Origin of the sequence: Variovorax paradoxus, assembly GCF_000834655.1 — a bacterium.
In the GTDB taxonomy this organism is placed as follows: Bacteria; Pseudomonadota; Gammaproteobacteria; order Burkholderiales; family Burkholderiaceae_C; genus Variovorax; species Variovorax paradoxus_F.
In genome coordinates this window covers 114280-136151 of record NZ_JXQQ01000007.1, presented here as the reverse complement: position 1 = coordinate 136151, position 21872 = coordinate 114280, and the positions used below count along the sequence as shown (strand labels likewise).

Genomic DNA, 21872 nt, shown 5'->3' with positions numbered 1-21872 from the left:
TGGAATCACGAGACGGTGGGTGGCGGCTCCGGGTCGGTGGGTTCGTCGGGCGGCGTGCTCGGCCCCTGGTCGGGCTCCACGGGCAGATCGGGTGTGACGGGGGTCGGAAGGTCTGGATGTGTGGCCATGGTCGTTTCCTTTTTCTCCTTTCTACACCGTCGCCACGGGCGGTCGGCCAGCATGGAGCGGCACTTGGCGTCGGTGTTGGCCGACACAACTCATTGGCGTCGCTGTTTAAGATTTGCGTGCGACGCTCCGGACATCCGATCCGGACGCCGTTTCAAAAAAACTGGAGGGAATCAATGGGCATCAGGGACACGCTCGGGCATGCACTGCTCGACAACGAGAAGCTTCATTTCAGCAGCGCGGAGACACTCGCGGCAGAGGAGCAATGGCTTGTCACGCTGAGCGCACCGCTCTCTGCGTTCAACGGCGACTACGTGAATGCCGTGGCCACCGGAAAAGACGACGATGCGCTGCGCGAGGGCATCACGGAAGTCTGGAACGTGCATGACCGGGACAGCTTCGAGCAAACGGCACACTGGCTTGCGCAGGAGGGGCAGCGTTCGACCTACCTCTCCACGTGGCGGGCCATTGCCGCAATCGATGAGGCGACCCAGAGCACGCCTGCCGTGCTCCGGCTGGTCATGGATGCGTGGTTTCCCGCGTTCTTCCAGATCAAGGCGCGAAAGAGCCTGGACTACCGCGCGCTGGCGGCGGAAAGCGGTCGCACGGTGACAGACCTGACCCAGCTGACGGCGGGCAGCCAGAGTTGGGTCAACGACTTGCGCAAGCACTTCAAGGTTTCGCCGCCCCAGATCACCAACCTGGTCGCCTGGGATGCCGTGCGACTGGCCAGCCTGTCGCGCTGGGCGGTGCAATTGGGATTCATCGAGCGCGCGGAATTTGCAGTTTTCGCCGGCGCGTTGAACGCGCAGGTGCGCCAAGCCTATGCCGATTGGTCGCAGGTGAGTGCCGCGTACATTGCCGCCGGCCTGATCTGGCGCTACTCCGACGCGCGCGAAGAACACCTGCTTCGCACGAACCGCATGCTGTTGAACGACGCCCGCAGTCCCTACCGCAGCGTGCCGTTTCGCTGATAACGAAGGCACCAACGAAAACGGCACCCGAGGGTGCCGCTTTATGGAATTGTGGTGGGCGGTGGAGGTTTCGAACCTCCGACCCCAGCAGTGTGAATGCTGTGCTCTACCCCTGAGCTAACCGCCCGTGGCACCGCGTGTGCAGTGCCGTGGAAATCAATCGCGCTGTGTGCGAAGCCTTCGATTATGCCACAGCATTTCCGCTGTTTTGGCGAAACAGCGTGCGGCCGCCGCTCGATTTGTCGAGCTGCGACAACACCGCCTCGTGCGCCGCCAGCTCCTGCTCCCCGGCCGTGATCACCGGCAGCTCGAACTGGCTCAGGTCGATCGCCACCACGGTGGTGCCCTGCGCCGGCTCGTTCGACGCCACGTCGATCAGCAGTGCATCCTGGCCGCGCGTGAGGTTGATGTAGACGTCGGCCAGCAGTTGCGCGTCGAGCTTGGCGCCGTGGAAGGTGCGGTTCGAACGGTCGACGCCGAAGCGGTCGCACAGCGCGTCGAGCGAGTTGCGCTTGCCCGGGTAGACCAGCTTCGCCATGGCCAGCGTGTCGGTCACTTCGCCGACAAAGCTGCGCAGCGGCGGCAGCCCGGCCAGTTCGAACTCCTTATTGAGGAAGCCGACGTCGAAGGCCGCGTTGTGAATGATGATTTCGGCGCCGCGCAGGTACTCAATGATGTCGTTGCCCAACGTGGCGAACTTCGGCTTGTCGCGCAGGAAGTCGGTCGTCAGGCCGTGCACCTTAAGCGCGTCCTCGTGGCTCTCGCGCTCGGGGTTGAAGTAGATGTGCAGGTCGTTGCCGGTGAGCTTGCGGGCGAACAGCTCCACGCAGCCGAGCTCGATGATGCGGTCGCCGTTCTCTGCAGAGAGGCCGGTGGTTTCAGTATCGAGGACGATCTGGCGCGACATCAGTGGTTTTCCTTAGCGTGATTGATCGAGTACTTCGGAATCTCGATCGTCACATTCTCCTGCGCCAGGATCGATTGGCAACTCAGGCGCGATTGCGGCTCCAGGCCCCAGGCGCGATCGAGCAGGTCTTCTTCGCCCTCTTCCGCTTCGTTGAGCGAGTTGAAGCCCTCGCGCACGATCACGTGGCAGGTGGTGCAGGCGCAGCTCATCTCGCAGGCATGCTCGATGTTGATGTGGTTGTCCAGCAGCGCCTCGCAGATCGAGGTGCCGGCGGGCGCGGTGATCTCGGCGCCTTGCGGGCAGTACTCGGGATGCGGGTAGATCTTGATCGTGGGCATGTTCTTGTTCTAGAGGGATTCGACCTTGCGGCCGGCAAGGGCACGCGCAATGCCCGCGTTCATGCGCTGGGCAGCAAAGGCTTCGGTGTCGTTGGCAAGCGCCTTGGTGGCGGCTTCGATGGCGGCGGCTTCGCTGCTGCCCTTGGCCGCTTCGCGCAGCCTGGCCATCGACGCATCGATGGCGGCGCGCTCGTCTTCGTTCAGCAGGTCGCCGTCGGCATCGAGGGCGCTCTGCGTGGCGAGCAACATGCGGTCGGCGTCGACGCGCGCCTCGACGAGCGCACGGGCCTGCATGTCCTGCTGCGCGGTAGAGAAGCTCTCCTGCAGCATGGTCGCGATCTGGTCGTCCGAAAGGCCGTAAGACGGCTTGACAGCCACGCTGGCTTCGACGCCGCTGCCCTGCTCCTTCGCACTCACGCTCAGCAAGCCATCGGCATCGACGGTGAAGGTCACGCGGATGCGCGCCGCGCCGGCCGCCATGGGCGGGATGCCGCGAAGCGTGAAGCGCGCGAGGCTGCGGCAGTCGGACACCAGATCGCGTTCGCCCTGCACCACATGCAGCGCAAGGGCCGTCTGGCCGTCCTGGTAGGTCGTGAAGTCCTGGGCCATCGCGGTCGGGATGGTCTGGTTGCGCGGCACGATGCGCTCGACAAGCCCCCCCATCGTCTCGATACCGAGCGAGAGCGGAATCACGTCGAGCAGCAACAGATCGCCCGCGCCGTTGTTGCCGGCCAGTTGGTTGGCCTGGATCGCGGCACCGAGCGCGACGACCTCATCGGGATTCAGGTTGACCAGCGGCTCGCGGCCGAAGAATGCCGCCACGGCCTCGCGGATCTGCGGCATGCGGGTGGAGCCGCCGACCAGGACGATGCCTTGCAGGTCGTCGGCCTTGAGCTTCGCATCGCGCAGGGCCTTGCGGACGGCAGCAATGGTCTTGTCCGTGAGCGGTTTCGTCGCTGCGTCGAAATGCGCACGCGTCAGGTCGAACAGGACGACACCGCCGGCCACGTCGGCCTTGAACTCAACAGTGTCCGAATCGGTCAGCGCTTCTTTCGCCGCGCGGGCTGCCACGAGCACCGCTGCCCTGTCGCTGTCGTTGCCGGCCTTCACGCCGGTCTGCTCGAGCACAAAATTGGCGAGGGCGTGGTCGTAGTCGTCACCGCCGAGCGCCGAATCGCCGCCGGTCGCGATGACCTCGAACACGCCCTGGGTCAGCCGCAGGATCGAGATGTCGAAGGTGCCGCCGCCGAGGTCGTAGACCGCATAGACGCCTTCGCTCGCGTTGTCCAGGCCGTAGGCGATGGCCGCGGCCGTAGGCTCGCTGATCAGGCGCAGCACATTGAGGCCGGCGAGTTGTGCGGCGTCCTTGGTGGCCTGGCGCTGGCCTTCGTCGAAGTAGGCCGGCACGGTGATGACGGCGCCGTAGAGCTCGTTGTCGAAAGTGTCTTCGGCGCGGAAACGCAGCGTGGCCAGGATCTCGGCGCTGATCTCGACCGGCGACTTCTCGCCCACCGAGGTCCGCACCTTCACCATGCCGCCCTCGTCGCCGCCGATACGGTACGACATGGCTTCGCGGTTCGCGATGTCGGCAAGGCCCCGGCCCATGAGGCGCTTGACCGAGGTAATGGTGTTGGCGGGGTCCTGCGCGCGCGCGGCGAGCGCATCGAAGCCGATCTGCCGGCGGTCGCCCTCGAGATAGCGCACGGCCGAGGGCAAAAGCACGCGGCCCTGGTCGTCGGGCAGGCATTCGGCCACGCCGTTGCGCACCGCAGCCACCAACGAATGCGTGGTGCCCAGGTCGATGCCCACGGCAATGCGGCGCTGGTGGGGATCGGGCGCCTGGCCGGGTTCGGAAATCTGAAGAAGAGCCATAAGGGCTTATTGTCCCAACTGATCGAATTTCGCTTCGACGTCCTGTCCGAAGCGCTCAATGAACATGAGGGCTCTCACCTGCTGCGCAGCGGCGGGGTAATCGCCCTTCTCGTCGATCAGCCAGTCGAGCGACGACAGCACGCGGACGCGGCCAGCATCGACCTCGGCCTGCAGCTTCTCGACCCCTGCGATGTCGCCGGCGTCGTCGAGCGCCTCTCGCCATTCCATCTGCTGCATCAGGAAGTCGGCCGGCATCGCCGTGTTGTTCTCGGCGTCGAGCGGCGCATCGTGCAGTTCGCAGATGTAGCTCGCGCGGCGGATCGGGTCCTTCAGCCGCTGGTAGGCCTCGTTGATGCGCACCGACCACTGCATGGCCACGCGTTGCGCGGCGGCGCCCTGCGCGGCGAAGCGGTCCGGGTGCGCTTCGCGCTGCAGCTCTTTCCAGCGCGCGTCGAGCGCAGCGCGGTCCTGCGCGAAAGTCGCCGGGACGGCGAACAGTTCAAAGTCGGTGTCGTTCAGGTTCATGGCAAGAAAAAACCGCCAGCACATGACATGGTGGCGGCTGTGGTCGCGGTCAGCGACGACGCATCAGATGCGGAAGCTTTCCCCGCAGCCGCAGCGATCGCGCTCGTTCGGATTGATGAACTTGAAGCCTTCGTTCAGGCCTTCGCGCACGAAGTCGAGTTGCGTGCCGTCGATGTAGGCCAGACTCTTCGGGTCGACCAGCACCTTCACGCCGTGGTCTTCGAACACCACGTCTTCAGGCGTGAACTCGTCCACGTACTCGAGCTTGTAGGCCAAGCCCGAGCAGCCGGTGGTCTTCACGCCCAGCCGCACACCCACGCCCTTGCCTCGTTTGCCGAGGTAACGGGTGACGTGGCGCGCAGCGGCTTCGGTCAGCGTGACGGCCATCTCAGTGAACAGCTTCGGCGGTCGACTCGGTGGTCTTGGCGCCGTGCTTGGCCTTGTAGTCGCTCACGGCTGCCTTGATGGCGTCTTCCGCGAGGATCGAGCAGTGGATCTTGACCGGCGGCAGCGCCAGTTCTTCGGCGATCTGCGCGTTCTTCAGGGCGGCCGCTTCGTCGAGCGTCTTGCCCTTGACCCATTCCGTCACGAGCGACGACGAGGCAATGGCCGAGCCGCAGCCATAGGTCTTGAAGCGCGCGTCTTCGATAACGCCGGTTTCGGGGTTGACCTTGATCTGCAGCTTCATCACGTCGCCGCAGGCCGGCGCGCCGACCATGCCGGTGCCTACCGAGTCGTCGCCCTTTTCGAAGGAGCCGACGTTGCGGGGATTTTCGTAGTGGTCGATGACCTTGGAAGAATATGCCATGGTGTACCTCTCAAACTTTGTTCAATCGTGGAGCCTTGGGCGGGCCTGGGTCAGTGGGCCGACCACTGGATCGTGCTGATGTCGACGCCGTCCTGGAACATCTCCCAAAGGGGGCTCAGCTCACGCAGCTTGGCCACGTTGTGCTTGATGGTCGAGATGGCGTAGTCGATTTCTTCTTCGGTGGTGAAACGGCCGATGGTCATGCGCAGGCTGCTGTGGGCCAGCTCGTCGCTGCGGCCCAGGGCGCGCAGCACATAGCTGGGCTCCAGGCTGGCCGAGGTGCAGGCCGAACCCGACGACACCGCCAGGCCCTTGATGCCCATGATCAACGACTCGCCTTCGACGTAGTTGAAGCTCATGTTCAGGTTGTGCGGCACGCGCCGTTCGAGGTCGCCGTTGATGAACACCTGTTCGACGTCCTTCAGGCCATCGAGCAGGCGCTGCTGCAGGCGGCGCGCATGGGCGATGTCGTCCTTCATCTCGAGCTTGGCGATGCGGTAGGCCTCGCCCATCCCGACGATCTGGTGCGTGGGCAAGGTGCCCGAACGCATGCCGCGCTCGTGACCGCCACCGTGCATTTGCGCTTCGAGGCGAATGCGGGGCTTGCGACGCACGTACAGGGCGCCGATGCCCTTGGGGCCGTATGTCTTGTGCGAAGCGAGGCTCATCAGGTCGATGGGCAGCTTCGTGATGTCGATCTCGACCTTGCCGGTGGCCTGGGCCGAGTCGACGTGGAAGATCACGCCCTTTTCGCGACAGGCATTGCCCAAGGCAACTACGTCCTGTATCACGCCGATCTCGTTGTTCACGAACAGCACGCTGGCCAGGATGGTGTCGGGGCGGATCGCGGCCTTGAACTTGTCGAGATCGACGAGGCCGTTTTCCTCGACGTCGAGGTAGGTGACTTCGAAGCCCTGGCGCTCGAGTTCGCGCATGGTGTCGAGCACGGCCTTGTGCTCGGTCTTCAGCGTGATCAGGTGCTTGCCCTTGCCCTTGTAGAACTGGGCTGCACCCTTGAGCGCAAGGTTGATGGACTCGGTGGCTCCCGAAGTCCAGACGATCTCGCGGGGGTCGGCATTGATCAGGTCCGCCACCTGGCCGCGCGCCTTTTCGACAGCCTCTTCAGCTTCCCAGCCCCATGCGTGACTGCGCGACGCCGGGTTGCCGAAGTGCTCGCGCAACCAGGGAATCATGGCGTCGACCACACGCGGGTCGACTGGCGTGGTCGCGCCGTAATCGAGATAGATCGGGAAATGAGGAGTGACGTCCATGGCTGGCTCGGGCTGGCGTGGGGGGTTGTTCTTTAATCTGGGCTTCTCTCGCGGCAACGCCCGCAGGCTCGTGCCGCGATTCAGGGCATCAGGACTTGGCGAAGGCGTTACCAAGGGCAAACACCGAATTCGGCGCATTCACGCGAATCGGCTTGACCACCGGCTGGGCCGAGATCGCGCGCTTGACGACCGGCTTGTTCTCGATCTGCACGCCCTTGGCGATCTGGTCGTCGACCAGCTTCTGCAGCGTGACGGAATCGAGAAACTCGACCATGCGCTGGTTCAGCGAAGCCCAGAGTTCGTGCGTCATGCAACGGCCCGCTTCGCCGAGGCAGTTTTCCTTGCCGCCACATTGGGTGGCATCGATGGGCTCGTCGACGGAGACGATGATGTCGGCCACGGTAATGTCCGCAGCCTTGCGGCCGAGGCTGTAGCCGCCGCCGGGGCCACGGGTCGATTCGACCAGTTCGTGACGGCGCAGCTTGCCGAACAGCTGTTCGAGATACGACAACGAAATCTGCTGCCGCTGACTGATTGCAGCCAAGGTAACCGGACCGGTGTTCTGGCGGAGGGCCAGATCGATCATGGCGGTGACCGCAAAACGGCCTTTGGTAGTGAGACGCATCGCAAGCTCCTTCAAGTGCTTACCGTTGAAATGACACCGTGGTCCTGGACCGCGGTGACTTCGTCTCCGCCCTGCCCGACCCTTGACGCTGGTGAACCAGTCGGTAGGAGTCGGTCCTTCATCGCGAAGTTCTAGTTTTTGTTGTTGAGTGTTTCGGTCAAGTATAGCAGAAGCCCCTCAACTCTGCTGGGGTAAACCCCAGCGCCAACCCCTTGAAGAACGCGGACTTCCGGCCTAAGACGGCAAGATCACGATGTTGTCGCCGCCAGAAGCCCCAAATGCCTGCTCCCGCAGCAGCGCCAACTGGTCCCGTACCCGCGCCGCCTTCTCGAACTCGAGGTTGCGTGCGTGCTCGAGCATGAGCTTCTCCAGGCGCTTGATTTCCCGCGCGATGTCCTTCTCGCTCATGTCCTCGACCTTGGCGCGTTCCAGGTCGAGCTTGGCCATTTCCTTGCCCGTCTTCTCGCTGTAGACGCCGTCGATCAGGTCGCGCACCTGCTTGACGATGCTGCGCGGCGTGATGCCGTGGGCCTCGTTATGGGCGATCTGGCGGGCGCGGCGACGCTCGGTCTCGTCGATGGCCTTCTTCATCGAATCGGTCATGCGGTCGGCGTACAGGATCGCCTTCCCGTTCAGGTTCCGCGCCGCGCGGCCGATCGTCTGGATCAGCGAACGTTCGGCGCGCAGGAAACCTTCCTTGTCCGCGTCGAGGATCGCCACCAGCGACACCTCGGGAATGTCCAGCCCTTCCCGCAGCAGGTTGATGCCCACCAGCACATCGAAGGTGCCCAGGCGCAGGTCGCGCAGAATTTCCACCCGCTCGACCGTGTCCACGTCGCTATGCAGATAGCGCACCTTCACGCCGTTGTCGCCAAGGTAGTCGGTCAACTGCTCGGCCATGCGCTTGGTCAGCGTCGTGATGAGCACACGCTCGTTCTTGTCCACGCGGATTCGGATCTCGCCCAGCACGTCGTCCACCTGGTGCGTGGCGGGACGCACCTCGACCTCGGGATCGATCAGGCCCGTTGGACGCACCAGTTGCTCGACGACATTGCCGGAGTGGTCCTTTTCATACTGCGCCGGCGTGGCCGAGACGAAGATCGCCTGCCGCATGCGCTTTTCGAATTCCTCGAACTTGAGCGGCCGGTTGTCCATCGCCGAAGGCAGCCGGAAGCCGTACTCGACCAGCGTGGTCTTGCGCGCCCGATCGCCGCTGTACATGGCGTTGAGCTGGCCGATCATCTGGTGGCTCTCGTCGAGGAACATCAACGCGTCCTTCGGCAGATAGTCGGTCAGCGTGGCCGGCGGATCGCCGGGCGCCGCGCCCGAAAGGTGGCGCGAGTAGTTCTCGATGCCCTTGCAGTGGCCGATCTCGGCCAGCATCTCCAAGTCGAAGCGGGTGCGCTGTTCCAGGCGCTGCGCCTCCACGAGCTTGCCCTGCCCCACGAACTCTTTCAGGCGCTCGGCCAGCTCGATCTTGATGGTCTCCACCGCGCCCAGCACCTTGTCGCGGGGCGTCACATAGTGGCTCGACGGGTACACCGTGAAGCGCGGAATCTTCTGGCGGATGCGCCCCGTGAGCGGATCGAACAGCTGCAGCGACTCGATCTCGTCGTCGAACAGTTCGATGCGGATCGCCAACTCGCTGTGCTCCGCCGGGAACACGTCAATGGTGTCGCCACGCACGCGGAAGGTCCCGCGCGCAAAGTCCTGTTCGTTGCGCGTGTACTGCATGCGAATCAACCGGCTGATCACGTCGCGCTGCCCGATCTTGTCGCCCACGCGCATGATGAAACGCATCTGCGTGTAGTCCTCGGGCGTGCCGATGCCGTAGATCGCGCTCACCGTTCCCACGATGACCGTGTCGCGCCGCTCCAGCACGCTCTTGGTGGCAGACAGGCGCATCTGCTCGATGTGCTCGTTGATCGAGGAGTCCTTCTCGATGAACAGGTCGCGCTGCGGCACGTAGGCCTCGGGCTGGTAGTAGTCGTAATAACTTACGAAGTACTCGACCGCGTTCTTCGGGAAGAACTCGCGAAACTCGCTGTAGAGCTGAGCCGCCAGCGTCTTGTTGGGCGCGAACACGATGGCCGGGCGGCCCAGCCGCGCGATCACGTTGGCCATGGTGAAGGTCTTGCCCGAGCCCGTGACGCCCAGCAGCGTCTGGAACACCTCGCCATCGTTCACGCCGTCGACCAGCCCATCGATTGCCTTGGGCTGATCGCCCGCCGGCGGATAAGGCTGGAAAAGCTCGAACGGGGAACCGGGGTACTTGATGAATTCGCCCTGCTTGGCCGGACCGATCGGGTCCAGTTTCTTCAGGTCTGCTATGGCTTCGGTGTTCTCTGGCATGGCTGTTCCCGACAGGTGGCGATGGCGCCGGTAAAATTCAAGGCAACCGGAAAGCGTAGCGCAAGTCCGGTTGCCAGCGAAGCTTTCATCCCAAAGGACCTTTCCATGTCTATGTTCACCGCGGTCGAAATGGCACCGCGCGACCCGATCCTCGGCCTCAACGAGCAATTTGCAGCCGATACCAACCCCAACAAGGTCAATCTCGGCGTCGGCGTCTATTACGACGACAACGGCAAGCTGCCCCTGCTCCAGTGCGTGCAGGCCGCCGAGCAAAACATGATGAAAGCGCCCTCGGCGCGCGGTTATCTCCCCATCGACGGCATCGTCGCGTACGACAACGCCGTGAAGACGCTGGTTTTCGGTGCCGACAGCGAGCCGGTCACCTCGGGCCGCGTGGCCACCATTCAAGCGATCGGCGGCACCGGCGGCCTGAAGGTCGGCGCCGACTTCCTGAAGAAGCTCAACCCCAAGGCCAAGGTGCTGATCAGCGACCCGAGCTGGGAAAACCACCGGGCCCTGTTCACCAACGCCGGCTTCGAAGTCGAAAGCTACCCCTACTACGACGCCGCCAAGCGCGGCATCAACTTCGACGGCATGCTGGCAGCGCTCAACGCAGCGCCCGCGGGCACCGTCGTCGTGCTGCACGCGTGCTGCCACAACCCGACCGGCTACGACATCACCGCCGCCCAGTGGGACCAGGTCGTCGCCGCGGTCAAGGCCAAGGGCCTCGTGCCTTTCCTCGACATGGCCTACCAGGGCTTCGGCTATGGCCTGAAGGAAGACGGCGCCGCCGTCGCCAAGTTCGTCGAAGCCGGCCTGACCTTCTTCGTCTCGACCTCGTTCTCCAAGAGCTTCAGCCTCTATGGCGAGCGCGTGGGCGCCCTGTCGGTGCTGTGCGAGAACAAGGAAGAAGCCGGCCGCGTGCTGTCGCAGCTCAAGATCGCCATCCGCACCAACTACAGCAACCCGCCGATCCACGGCGGCGCGGTGGTGGCCGCCGTGCTTGGCAACGCCGAACTGCGCGCCTTGTGGGAAAAGGAACTCGGCGAGATGCGCGTGCGCATCAAGGCGATGCGCCAGAAGCTGGTCGACGGCCTGAAGGCCGCGGGCGTGAAAGAAGACATGAGCTTCATCACCACGCAGATCGGCATGTTCAGCTACTCGGGTCTCAGCAAGGACCAGATGGTGCGCCTGCGCAATGAATTCGGCGTGTACGGCACCGACACCGGCCGCATGTGCGTGGCCGCGCTCAACAGCAAGAACATCGACTACGTCTGCGCGTCGATCGCCAAAGTCATCTAGGTGACAGGAAGGCGTGAAGGAGTCCGTCTTGTGACGATTCCTTCACACCTTTCGCGAAAAGGGCCCCTGTCGCGGGGTCGGACTAGGGGTTAGGCCCCCTGCATGCCGGTAGATGCGCTGATATATTGCACTGCAACATTCCACTCCAAGACCAGCGATGCTCTACCAACTCTACGAAGCCCAGCGTTCCCTGATGGAGCCGTTCTCGGACTTCGCGCAGGCGGCCTCCAAGCTCTACGGCCCCGGCGCCGTGTGGGGCCAACTGCCCATGGCCCAGCGCATGGCCGCGGGCTACGACCTGCTCTATCGCCTGGGCAAGGACTACGAGAAGCCTGAGTTCAACATCAAGTCGGTGAAGGTCGAGGGCGAGGAAGTCGTCATCCAAGAGGCCGTCGAGCTCGACAAGCCCTTCTGCGAACTGCGCCGCTTCAAACGCTTCACCGACGAGCCGCACATCCTAAAAACGCTCAAGAGCCAGCCCGTGGTGCTGATCGTGGCGCCGCTGTCGGGCCACTACGCCACGCTCCTGCGCGACACCGTTCGCACCATGCTGCAAGACCACAAGGTCTACATCACCGACTGGAAGAACGCGCGCCTCGTGCCGATGTCGGAAGGCGAATTCCACCTGGACGACTACATCAACTACGTGCAGGAGTTCATCCGCCGCCTGCAGGCCGAGTACGGCAACTGCCACGTGGTGAGCGTGTGCCAGCCCACCGTGCCGGTGCTCGCGGCCGTCTCGCTCATGGCGAGCCGCAAGGAGCCGCTGCCGCTCACGCTCACGATGATGGGCGGCCCGATCGACGCCCGCAAGTCGCCCACCGCGGTCAACAACCTCGCGATGAACAAGAGCTACGAATGGTTCGAGAACAACGTGATCTACCGCGTGCCGCAGGGCTTCCCGGGTGAAGGCCGCCGCGTGTACCCGGGCTTCCTGCAGCACACGGGCTTCGTCGCGATGAACCCCGACCGCCATGCCTCGAGCCATTACGACTACTTCAAAGACCTGATCAAGGGCGACGACGCCAGTGCCGAGGCGCACCGCAAGTTCTACGACGAGTACAACGCCGTGCTCGACATGGACGCCGATTACTACCTCGACACGATCCGCACCGTGTTCCAGCAATTCGAACTCGTGAACGGCACCTGGGACGTGAAAAACCCCGAAGGCCAGATCGAGCGCGTGCGTCCGCAAGACATCCGCACGGCCGCGCTGCTCACGGTCGAAGGCGAACTCGACGACATCTCCGGCTCGGGCCAGACCGAAGCCGCGCACAGCCTGTGCACCGGCGTTGCCGATTCGAAGCGCGAGCACTACGAAGTCAAGGGCGCAGGCCACTACGGCATCTTCAGCGGCCGCCGCTGGCGCGACCTCGTCTACCCGAAGCTGGTGAAGTTCATCGCCGCGAACGACCAGCCGCAAAGCCGTGCCGGCGCGCGCGAAAGCCTCGCTGCCGAAGACCGGATCAAGCCGGGCCAGAAGGTCCCGGCCGTCGCGGCCAAGAAGTCGCCGGCCGCGAAAAAAGCCGCTGTGGCGGCCCCTGCCAAAAAGCCCGCGGCCGCCAAGAAGCCCCGCGCCAGCGCCGCGCGCTGAGGCGCGCGCAACCTGAAGTGAACGGGCTGGCCGCACGCATCAACGACGCACTGCCGCAAACGCAGTGCACACGGTGCGGCTACCCCGATTGCGCCGGCTACGCGCAAGCCATCGCCGACGGCGAAGCGGACATCAACCAATGCCCGCCGGGCGGCGCCGAAGGCATCGCCCGCCTCGCAATCGTCACCGGCCGCCCCGCGCTGCCGCTCGATCCGCAGTTCGGCATCGAAGGCCCCCGCGCCATGGCCGTCATCGACGAGGCCTGGTGCATCGGCTGCACGCTCTGCCTGGACGCCTGCCCGACGGATGCGATCGTCGGCATCAACAAGCGCATGCACACGGTGATCGAGGCGCACTGCACGGGCTGCGAGCTCTGCATTCCGGTCTGCCCGGTCGATTGCATCTCGCTCGAAGTCGAAACGCCGGGCCGCAGCGGCTGGCAAGCCTGGTCGCAAGCGCAGGCCGAAGCCGCGCTGCAGCGCTACAAGCTGCACGGCCAGCACCGTGACGCCGCGAAGCGCGAGGCCGAAGCGGCCCCTGCCGTCGCCGAGCCCCAAGCCGCCGACACGCGCAAGCGCTCCATCGTCGAAGCCGCCCTGGCGCGCGCCCGGGCCGCCGCCGAACAACGCGACAAAGCCGGCTCCAAGCCATGACACTCGACACCCTGCCGATCTACGTCGTCGCCTCGCTCGCCCTCGCCGTCATTCCCGGCCCCACGATGCTGCTGGCGCTGTCCAACGGTATCGACGGCGGCATGCGGCGTGCGAGCTGGGGCATCGCAGGCGCGTCGCTCGGCAGCGTCACGCTGATCGCGGTGGTGGCGCTGGGGCTGGGCTCGCTGCTCGCCGCGTCGGAGTTGCTCTTCAACGTGATCCGCGTGGCGGGTGTCGCGTACCTCGTCTGGCTCGGCATCAAGCTCTGGCGCAGCGAAGCGACCGACCTGGGCGCGGCGCTGGCCAAGTCCGCCGTCGAGGTCCGGCCGCATGGCCGCGTCGCATTGGTGCGAAGCCTGCTCGTGGCGCTGTCGAACCCGAAGACGGTGCTGTTCTTCGCGGCCTTCCTGCCGCAGTTCATCGACATCACCAAGCCGCAGGGGGTGCAGTACCTCGTGCTCGGCGCGATCTTCGTGGTGCTCGACACCTGCGTGATGCTGGCCTACGCGGCCGCCGGCACGCAGGCCGTGCGCTGGCTCTCGCGCCGCGGCCTCAAGGTGCTGAACCGCAGCTGCGCGGCCTGCATGTGGCTGCTGGCGGCCACCCTGGCGTTCTGGCGCCGCCCGGGTACCTGAAGAGAACGTGCCAGCGCCTCAGCGCTTCAGTCCTTCTTGGGGCGCTTGAAGAGCAGCAACAGCACCCCCGCCAGCACGACCGCCACCGCGTACCACTCGAAGCGTGTGACCGTCTCGTTGGCGATCCACACGCCCAGCAGCATCGCGATCACCGGGTTCACGAAGGTGTAGCTCGCCGCCAGTGCGGCCGGCGCCTTCGCAAGGAGCACCATGTAGGCGTTGAAAGCGATCAGCGAGCCGAACACCACGAGGTACAGCCACGCCCAGACGGCCTCCGGCGCCGGGGGCCACGCGAGGCTCTCGCGCGACACGGCCGCGAGCACCAGCAGCACCACGCCGCCGCAGATCATCTCGCTCGCAAAACCCATCGCACCGGGCGCGAGCGGCAGGCTGCGCTGGCTCAGCACGCTCCCCATCGACCAGCAGATGCAGGCGATGGAAATCGCCGCGAGCCCCGCGGGCGACGACTGGAAGCCGCTGCCCTGCGTCAGCATCAGCACGCCGATGAGGCCGAGGGCGATGCCGGCCGCCTCCATGCGCGTCGGCTTGATGCCCCATATGAGGTTCAGCAATGCGATCAGCAGCGGCACCACCGCGATGAAGGCCACCACGAGTCCCGAGCCGATCGTCACCTCGGCATGGGCCGTACCGCCCATGCCGCCGCCGAGCATCAACGCCCCCACGACCAGCGCATTGCGCCACTGCAGTCGCGAAGGCCAGGCGGCGCCGCGCCACCGCATCCACACCGCGAGCAGCACGCCCGCAAAGAGAAAGCGCGATCCCATCTGCAGGAACGGCGGGAAGCTGATCAGCGCGTACTTGATCGCCAGGTAGGTCGAGCCCCAAACCACCCAGGTGGCGGCAAGGCAAAGCCAAAGCAAAGGCGGCAGTGCGCCACGGTTGGCACCGGGCGCGGCGGGGGCGGCAAGGGTCGGCATGTCGAGGAGTCTCTGATTTATCGGTATTGAAGCGCCGCCCATGGTATGAAAGGCGCCTTCGTCGAACCATGGACATTCCACGGTTCTACCGCCCCACCACCGTCGATTTAAAGGAGTTCCATGGACTTCACCTTGAACCCCGCGCTGGATGCGCACGACACCCGCATCCTCGCCGAGCTGCAGGGCGATGCGCGCCTCACGATGGCCGAGCTCGGCCGCCGCGTGCACCTGAGCCAGCCGGCCGTGACCGAGCGCGTGAAGAAGCTGGAGGCCGCGGGCGTCATCAGCGGCTACCGCGCCACCGTCAACCTGGGCAAGCTGGGCTACGGCATCCGCGCGATCATCCGCGTCGGCCGCGCCGACTACGACCTTGTCGTGAAGCTGGTGCAGGACACGCCCGAATGCGTGAACGCCTACAACGTGACCGGCGAGGACAGCTGGATCCTCGAGATCGCGGTGATCGACGTGAGCCACCTCGACGCGGTGGTCACCAAGTTCTGCATCCTCACCGAGACCGCGACCTCGATCATCCTGAACCCGGCGCGCGAGCACCAGCCGATGCTGCCGCCGCGCCGCAGCGACGTGAAGCCGCCGATCCGGAAAGTGCTCAACGCCTGATACCGGCTGCGTTCACGTTCTCAAACCCCAAAACCCGTTCGGGCTGAGCTTGTCGAAGCCTCGCGCAAAGCTTCGACAAGCTCAGCCCGAACGGCTGTCGACGGCGCAGTGTCAGTGGTTCGCGAGTGCGCTGAAAGCTTTCACCACCTCAGGCGGCGCCTGCACCATCTCGATCAGCACGCCCTCGCCCGCGATCGGGAATTCGTCGTTCGCTTTCGGATGCAGGAAGCAGATGTCGAACCCCGCCGCGCCCTTGCGGATGCCGCCGGGCGCAAAGCGCACGCCCTGCGCCGTGAGCCATTCGACGGCCTTGGGCAGGTCGTCGATCCACAGCCCCACGTGGTTGAGCGGCGTCGCGTGCACCGCGGGCTTCTTTTCCGGGTCCAGCGGCTGCATCAGGTCGACCTCGACCTTGAACGGGCCGCTGCCCATCGCGCAGATGTCCTCGTCGACGTTCTCGCGTTCGCTCTTGAAGGTGCCGGTGACTTCGAGCCCCAGCATGTCGACCCAGAGCTTCTGCAGGCGCGTCTTGTCGAGCCCGCCGATGGCGATCTGCTGGATGCCCAGCACCTTGAAGGGACGCGCCGTGGTCGTCATGCGCAGACCTCCAGCGTTTCGGTGGTTGTCGTGCGGCGCGACTGCAAGCCGAGCTTGCGCAGCAACTGCACGTCCGCATCCACATCGGGGTTGCCGGTGACCAGCAGCTTGTCGCCATAGAAGATCGAATTCGCACCCGCCATGAAGCACAGCGCCTGCACCGCATCACCCATCTGCTGGCGCCCGGCCGACAGCCGCACGCGCGCGGTCGGCATCGTGATGCGCGCGACCGCGATCATTCGCACGAAGTCGAAAGGATCGACCGGCTCCGAATCCGCCAGCGGCGTGCCAGGCACGCGCACCAGGCTGTTGATCGGCACCGACTCCGGGTAAGGGCTCAGGTTGGCCAGTTGCGCGATCAACCCGGCGCGGTGCACCGGCTGCTCGCCCATGCCGACGATGCCGCCGCAGCACACGCTGATGCCGGCACTGCGCACATGGGCCAGCGTGTCGAGCCGGTCCTGGTAGCTGCGCGTGTCGACGATGTCGGTGTAGTACTCGGGCGCAGTGTCGAGGTTGTGGTTGTAGTAATCGAGGCCCGCGGCCTTGAGCTGGTGCGCGTGGTGCGGCTCCAGCATGCCGAGCGTGGCGCAGGTCTGCATGCCCAGGCCCTTCACCGCCTCGACCAGCACGGCCACCTTCTCCACATCGCGGTCCTTCGGCGCGCGCCATGCGGCGCCCATGCAGAAGCGCGTGGCGCCAGCGTCCTTGGCGGCTTGCGCGGCGCGCAGCACCTCTTCGACCTCCATGAGCTTCTGCGCCTTCACGCCGGTGTCGAACTCGGCCGACTGCGGGCAGTAGCCGCAGTTCTCGGGGCAGCCGCCGGTCTTGACCGAGAGCAGCGTTGCAAGCTCGATGTCGCCCTCGGGAAAGTGCTGGCGATGCACCGTCTGCGCCTCGAACAGCAGTTCCATCAGCGGCTTGTCGAGCAGCGCCTGGATCGCCTCGACCGACCACGGGCCTTGCGGCGCCACCGGCTTTGCGGGGCGGTGCAGCGTGATCGTCTGTTGCAGGTCGTTGGCACCCATCAGTTGAACTCCAGAATGATTTGGTCGACCGCGAGCGATTCGCCTTTGCCCGCCGAGATCTTGCCCACCACGCCGTCTTGCGCGGCGAAGAGCACGTTCTCCATCTTCATGGCCTCGATCACGGCCAGCTTCTCGCCGGCGCGCACCTGCTGCCCTGGCTGCACCGACACCTCGACCAGGAGGCCCGGCATCGGCGACATCAGGAACTTGCTCAGGTCCGGCGGCGCCTTGTAGGGCATCAGCTCGAGCAGGCGCGCACCGAGCGGCGACAGCACCATCGCCTCGATCTGCGTGCCATCGTGCGACACGCGCAGCGCCAGCGGATTCTTGCCCGCGCCGCGCTCGACCTGCGCGGTGAAGGGTTTGTCGTTGACGATGCCCTGCACGCGGACCGCGCCGAGCGCGAAGCTGCTGTCGATCTTGTAGCTCTTGCCGCCCACGGCCACCGCGCTCGCGCCGGTCTTGCCGTGGAAGTCGGTGACGGACACGGGGTGGTGCACATGCTTGCCTTCGGCCCCCAGCTCCACCACCACGAACTGCTCGCCCACCTTCACGCCGTGGCCTTCGAGCTGCCCGCTGATGCCCGAGGCGCGTGCGCGGTAGCGGCGGTGCACATAGGCCGCGAGCGCGACCAGGAACGACGGATCGGTGTGCGGCACGTCTTCGGCATGGAAGCCCTTGCCGTAATGCTCGGCGATGAAGCCGGTGTTGAAGTCGCCCGCCACGAATTTCGGATGCGCGAGCAGCGCCGCCTGGAACGGAATGTTGCTGCTGATGCCGCGGATCACGAAACCGTTGAGCGCCTCGCGCATGCGGGCGATCGCATGCTGGCGATCCTTGCCGTGCACGATGAGCTTGGCGATCATCGAGTCGTAGTACATCGGGATCTCGCCGCCGTCGTACACGCCGGTGTCCACGCGCACGCCGTTCAGGTGCCCGGTGTCGCTCGCGAACATGGTCTCGGCCGGCGGCTGGAACTTCACCAGGCGCCCGGTCGAAGGCAGGAAGTTGCGGAACGGGTCTTCTGCGTTGATGCGGCACTCGATGGCCCAGCCATCGCGCCTGACCTCTTCCTGCGTGAGCGGCAGCTTCTCGCCGGCCGCGACGCGGATCATCAGCTCCACGAGGTCCAGCCCCGTGATGCACTCCGTCACCGGGTGCTCCACCTGCAGGCGCGTGTTCATCTCGAGGAAGTAGAAGCTCTGGTCCTTGCCGACCACGAACTCCACCGTGCCTGCGCTCTGGTAGTTCACGGCCTTGGCCAGTTGCACCGCCTGGGCGCCCATCGCCTTGCGCGTCTCGTCGCTGATGAAGGGCGAAGGCGCCTCTTCGATCACCTTCTGGTGGCGCCGCTGGATCGAGCATTCGCGCTCGTTCAGATAGATGACGTTGCCGTGCGAATCGCCCAGCACCTGGATCTCGATGTGGCGCGGCTCCTCGACGAACTTCTCGATGAACACGCGGTCGTCGCCGAAGCTGTTGCGCGCCTCGTTGCGGCACGAGGTGAAGCCCTCGAAGGCTTCCTTGTCGTTGAAGGCCACGCGCAGGCCCTTGCCGCCGCCGCCGGCCGAGGCCTTGATCATCACGGGGTAGCCGATGTCCTTGGCAATCTCGACGGCGCGCTCGGCCGTCTCGATGGCGTCGTTCCAACCGGGGATGGTGTTGACCTTGGCCTCGTTCGCGAGCTTCTTCGAGGCGATCTTGTCGCCCATCGCCGCGATCGAATAGTGCTTCGGCCCGATGAAGGCAATGCCCTCTTCCTCGACCTTGCGGGCGAACGCTTCGTTCTCCGACAGGAAGCCGTAGCCCGGGTGCACCGCCTCGGCGCCCGTCTGCTTACACGCTGCGATGATGCGGTCGGCCTGCAGGTAACTCTCGCGGCTGGGCGCGGCGCCGATGTGCACGGCCTCGTCGGCCAGCTCGACGTGGCGCGCTTCCTTGTCGGCGTCGGAGTAGACGGCGACCGTGAGGATGCCCATCTTCTTGGCCGTTTGAATCACGCGGCAGGCGATTTCGCCGCGGTTGGCGATCAGGATCTTCTTGAACATGTTCTTCTTCTCCAGGCCGCTCACAGGGGGATGTTTCCGTGCTTGCGCCACGGGTTCTCGAGCTTCTTCTCGCGCAGCATCACGAGCGAGCGGCAGATGCGCTTGCGCGTCTCGTGCGGCAGGATCACGTCGTCGATGTAGCCGCGGGCGCTCGCCACATACGGGTTCGCAAAGCGCGCCTTGTATTCGGCCTCGCGTGCGGCCAGCTTCTCGGGGTCGTTCTTGTCTTCGCGGAAGATGATTTCCACCGCGCCCTTGGCACCCATCACCGCGATCTCGGCACGCGGCCATGCGAGGTTGACGTCGCCGCGCAGGTGCTTGGAAGCCATCACGTCGTACGCACCGCCGTACGCCTTGCGCGTGATGACCGTGATCTTCGGCACCGTGCACTCCGCGTAGGCGTAGAGCAGCTTGGCCCCGTGCTTGATGATGCCGCCGTACTCCTGCCCCGTGCCGGGCATGAAGCCGGGCACGTCGACGAAAGTGATGACCGGGATGTTGAACGCATCGCAAAAGCGCACGAAGCGCGCGGCCTTGATGCTGCTCTTGATGTCGAGGCACCCCGCCAGCACCAGCGGCTGGTTCGCCACGATGCCGACCGTCTGGCCTTCCATGCGCGCGAAGCCGATCACGATGTTCTTGGCGTAGTCGGGCTGCAGCTCGAAGAAGTCGCCGTCATCGACCACCTTGAGGATCAGTTCCTTGATGTCGTAGGGCTTGTTCGGGTTGTCGGGCACCAGCGTGTCCAGCGAGTAGTCGGGCCGGTCGGCCGGGTCTCCCTGGCCGTTGTTGCCCAGGCGCACCGGCGGCTTTTCGCGGTTGTTGAGCGGCAGGTAGTTGTAGAGGCGCCGCAGCATCATCAGCGCCTCGACGTCGTTCTCGAACGCCATGTCGGCCACGCCGCTGCGCGTCGTGTGGGTGATGGCGCCTCCGAGCTCTTCGGCCGTCACGGTCTCGTGGGTCACGGTTTTCACCACGTCGGGGCCTGTGACGAACATGTAGCTGGAGTCCTTGACCATGAAGATGAAGTCGGTCATGGCGGGCGAGTACACCGCGCCGCCCGCGCACGGGCCCATCACCATGCTGATCTGCGGCACCACGCCCGAGGCCATCACGTTGCGCTGGAACACGTCGGCATAGCCGCCGAGCGACGCCACGCCTTCCTGGATGCGCGCGCCGCCCGAGTCGTTCAGGCCGATAACCGGTGCGCCCACCTTCATCGCCTGGTCCATCACCTTGCAGATCTTCTCTGCGTGCGCCTCGCTGAGCGCGCCGCCGAAGACGGTGAAGTCCTGGCTGAACACGAATACCAGGCGGCCGTTGATCATTCCGTAGCCGGTGACCACGCCGTCGCCGGGGATCTTCTGCTCGGCCATGCCGAAGTCGACCGAGCGGTGCTCCACGAACATGTCCCACTCTTCGAAGGTGTTGTCGTCGAGCAAGAGCTCGATGCGCTCGCGCGCGGTGAGCTTGCCCTTGGCGTGCTGCGCGTCGATGCGCTTCTGCCCGCCGCCCAGGCGCGCCTTGGCGCGGCGCTGTTCGAGTTGTTCAATCAGTTCTTGCATGGTGTGCTTCCGAAGCTGTGGTCGTGAATGGGGTGTGCGGTCAGGGGCTGGCGGTGATGGCTGCCGCCGCGAGCAGCTGGCGCGCCGCGGTCGATGCCGGCAGCGCGCCCTGCGCCACCTGCCGGGTGAGTTGCGGCAACAGTTCGCGCACTTGCGCGTGGTGCCTGAAGGCGTGCTTGAGGCCCGCGTCGATGCGTTCCCACATCCATGCGGTGGCCTGTTTCTCGCGGCGCCCGGCGAGCTTGCCGTTGGCGGTCTGCAGCGATCTGAATTGAGTGACGGCTTCCCAGAAGGCATCGACGCCGGTGCCCGCGAGCGCGCTCAGCTGCAGCACCCTGGGAAGCCAGAAGCGCACCTCCGCGCCGCTGTGCGCGTCGTGCACCGCGTGCGCGTGGTCCGGGTTGCCCTGGTGGCCGAAGAGGCGCAGCGCCGACGTGATCTGGGCCTGCGCGCGCGTGGCGGCGTCCTTGTCGATGTCGGCCTTGTTGATGACCACGAGGTCGGCCAGCTCCATCACGCCCTTCTTGATCGCCTGCAGGTCGTCGCCGGCATTGGGCAGTTGCATCAGCACGAACATGTCGGTCATGCCGGAGACGGCCGTCTCGGACTGGCCCACGCCCACCGTCTCCACGATCACGACGTCGTAGCCGGCGGCCTCGCACACCAGCATCGCCTCGCGCGTCTTCTCGGCGACGCCGCCGAGCGTGCCGCTCGAAGGGCTCGGGCGGATGTAGGCGCGCTCGTGCACCGAGAGCCGTTCCATGCGCGTCTTGTCGCCGAGGATGGAACCGCCGGACACCGTGGATGAAGGGTCGATGGTGAGCACCGCGACGCGATGCCCCTTGTCGATCAGCAAGAGGCCCAGCGTCTCGATGAAGGTCGATTTGCCCACGCCGGGCACGCCCGAGATGCCGAGGCGAAACGAATTGCCGGTGCGCGGCAGCAGCGCAGTGAGCAATTCGTCGGCCTGGGTGCGGTGGTCGGCACGCGTGGATTCGAGCAGCGTGATGGCCTTGGCGATCGCGCGGCGCTGGATGGACGCAGTGTCCGAAACGACACCATCCAACAAGGCGGAGGAAGCCAAGGGACGAGATGA

General features: G+C 65.3%; 22 protein-coding genes and 1 tRNA gene. 6 read left to right on the top strand and 17 right to left on the bottom strand.

All coding sequences use genetic code 11. The features are described 5' to 3' along the window. Positions 1-5: 5 nt before the first annotated feature. Positions 6-128 carry a stereocilin gene (locus tag RT97_RS32310; RefSeq protein ID WP_080898149.1) on the bottom strand — a complete coding sequence of 41 codons (123 nt, stop codon included), beginning with the start codon at positions 126-128 and terminating at the stop codon, positions 6-8. A gap of 174 nt (positions 129-302) precedes the next feature. Here RT97_RS32310 and RT97_RS02530 point away from each other — a divergent pair, with 174 nt between their 5' ends. Continuing rightward, positions 303-1100: a DUF1266 domain-containing protein gene (locus tag RT97_RS02530; RefSeq protein ID WP_042577205.1), complete on the top strand. Its 798-nt coding sequence runs from the start codon at positions 303-305 to the stop codon at positions 1098-1100. Positions 1101-1152: 52 nt separating this feature from the next. Here the strand turns inward: RT97_RS02530 and RT97_RS02525 are convergent. From RT97_RS02525 to uvrB, 10 genes are all read right to left on the bottom strand, one after another. Next, positions 1153-1227, bottom strand: a tRNA-Val gene (locus RT97_RS02525). Positions 1228-1284: 57 nt separating this feature from the next. Next, complete coding sequence (gene dnaQ / locus RT97_RS02520) at positions 1285-2007, bottom strand: DNA polymerase III subunit epsilon (protein ID WP_042577204.1); 723 nt, start codon at positions 2005-2007, stop codon at positions 1285-1287. Continuing rightward, complete coding sequence (gene fdx / locus RT97_RS02515) at positions 2007-2345, bottom strand: ISC system 2Fe-2S type ferredoxin (protein ID WP_013542153.1); 339 nt, start codon at positions 2343-2345, stop codon at positions 2007-2009. Before fdx ends, dnaQ begins: the two co-directional genes overlap by 1 nt. 9 nt (positions 2346-2354) lie before the next feature. Continuing rightward, entirely contained in the window at positions 2355-4217 is a 1863-nt protein-coding gene (gene hscA, locus RT97_RS02510) for a Fe-S protein assembly chaperone HscA (protein WP_042577203.1), read from the bottom strand. A 6-nt stretch (positions 4218-4223) separates the two neighbouring features. After that, positions 4224-4742 carry a Fe-S protein assembly co-chaperone HscB gene (gene hscB, locus RT97_RS02505; protein WP_042577202.1) on the bottom strand — a complete coding sequence of 173 codons (519 nt, stop codon included), beginning with the start codon at positions 4740-4742 and terminating at the stop codon, positions 4224-4226. A 63-nt stretch (positions 4743-4805) separates the two neighbouring features. Then, entirely contained in the window at positions 4806-5129 is a 324-nt protein-coding gene (iscA, locus tag RT97_RS02500; RefSeq protein ID WP_007828190.1) for an iron-sulfur cluster assembly protein IscA, read from the bottom strand. A 1-nt stretch (position 5130) separates the two neighbouring features. Then, positions 5131-5550, bottom strand: a complete 420-nt coding sequence (gene iscU, locus RT97_RS02495; protein WP_042577201.1) for a Fe-S cluster assembly scaffold IscU — start codon at positions 5548-5550, stop codon at positions 5131-5133. A 50-nt stretch (positions 5551-5600) separates the two neighbouring features. After that, entirely contained in the window at positions 5601-6821 is a 1221-nt protein-coding gene (locus RT97_RS02490; RefSeq protein WP_042577200.1) for an IscS subfamily cysteine desulfurase, read from the bottom strand. An 88-nt stretch (positions 6822-6909) separates the two neighbouring features. Further along, on the bottom strand, positions 6910-7446 hold the full coding sequence (gene iscR / locus RT97_RS02485; protein ID WP_007828186.1) for a Fe-S cluster assembly transcriptional regulator IscR: 537 nt from the start codon (positions 7444-7446) through the stop codon (positions 6910-6912). Between the two features lie 234 nt (positions 7447-7680). After that, entirely contained in the window at positions 7681-9798 is a 2118-nt protein-coding gene (uvrB, locus tag RT97_RS02480; protein ID WP_042577199.1) for an excinuclease ABC subunit UvrB, read from the bottom strand. 105 nt (positions 9799-9903) lie between these two features. Between uvrB and RT97_RS02475 the strand changes: the two genes are divergently transcribed. The 4 genes from RT97_RS02475 (at position 9904) to RT97_RS02460 (ending at position 13982) form a co-directional block, all read left to right on the top strand. Beyond that, the gene (locus RT97_RS02475) at positions 9904-11100 is read left to right on the top strand and encodes an amino acid aminotransferase (protein WP_042577198.1); all 1197 of its coding nucleotides are present in this window, start codon (positions 9904-9906) and stop codon (positions 11098-11100) included. 157 nt (positions 11101-11257) lie between these two features. Next, entirely contained in the window at positions 11258-12694 is a 1437-nt protein-coding gene (locus RT97_RS02470) for a polyhydroxyalkanoate depolymerase (RefSeq protein WP_042577197.1), read from the top strand. Positions 12695-12711: 17 nt separating this feature from the next. Next, positions 12712-13347, top strand: coding sequence for an RnfABCDGE type electron transport complex subunit B (locus RT97_RS02465; RefSeq protein ID WP_042577196.1), 636 nt, complete (start codon positions 12712-12714; stop codon positions 13345-13347). Next, complete coding sequence (locus RT97_RS02460; protein ID WP_042577195.1) at positions 13344-13982, top strand: LysE family translocator; 639 nt, start codon at positions 13344-13346, stop codon at positions 13980-13982. The genes RT97_RS02465 and RT97_RS02460 overlap by 4 nt, the downstream gene beginning before the upstream one ends. A gap of 26 nt (positions 13983-14008) precedes the next feature. On the opposite strand, the gene yedA is transcribed toward RT97_RS02460, so the two are convergent. Further along, a complete protein-coding gene (yedA, locus tag RT97_RS02455) occupies positions 14009-14920 on the bottom strand; it encodes a drug/metabolite exporter YedA (protein WP_042577194.1) in 912 nt (303 codons plus the stop codon). 120 nt (positions 14921-15040) lie between these two features. Here yedA and RT97_RS02450 point away from each other — a divergent pair, with 120 nt between their 5' ends. Further along, positions 15041-15538: an Lrp/AsnC family transcriptional regulator gene (locus tag RT97_RS02450; protein ID WP_042577193.1), complete on the top strand. Its 498-nt coding sequence runs from the start codon at positions 15041-15043 to the stop codon at positions 15536-15538. A gap of 111 nt (positions 15539-15649) precedes the next feature. On the opposite strand, the gene RT97_RS02445 is transcribed toward RT97_RS02450, so the two are convergent. The 5 genes from RT97_RS02445 to meaB are packed head-to-tail and all read right to left on the bottom strand — an operon-like array spanning position 15650 to position 21860. After that, on the bottom strand, positions 15650-16135 hold the full coding sequence (locus tag RT97_RS02445; RefSeq protein WP_042577192.1) for a VOC family protein: 486 nt from the start codon (positions 16133-16135) through the stop codon (positions 15650-15652). Continuing rightward, positions 16132-17163 carry a biotin synthase BioB gene (gene bioB, locus RT97_RS02440; protein WP_042577191.1) on the bottom strand — a complete coding sequence of 344 codons (1032 nt, stop codon included), beginning with the start codon at positions 17161-17163 and terminating at the stop codon, positions 16132-16134. The genes RT97_RS02445 and bioB overlap by 4 nt, the downstream gene beginning before the upstream one ends. Next, positions 17163-19211: an acetyl-CoA carboxylase biotin carboxylase subunit gene (gene accC / locus RT97_RS02435; protein WP_042577236.1), complete on the bottom strand. Its 2049-nt coding sequence runs from the start codon at positions 19209-19211 to the stop codon at positions 17163-17165. Before accC ends, bioB begins: the two co-directional genes overlap by 1 nt. A gap of 20 nt (positions 19212-19231) precedes the next feature. Then, on the bottom strand, positions 19232-20776 hold the full coding sequence (locus tag RT97_RS02430; RefSeq protein WP_042577190.1) for an acyl-CoA carboxylase subunit beta: 1545 nt from the start codon (positions 20774-20776) through the stop codon (positions 19232-19234). A gap of 40 nt (positions 20777-20816) precedes the next feature. Further along, on the bottom strand, positions 20817-21860 hold the full coding sequence (gene meaB, locus RT97_RS02425) for a methylmalonyl Co-A mutase-associated GTPase MeaB (RefSeq protein WP_042577189.1): 1044 nt from the start codon (positions 21858-21860) through the stop codon (positions 20817-20819). Between the last annotated feature and the right edge of the window lie 12 nt (positions 21861-21872).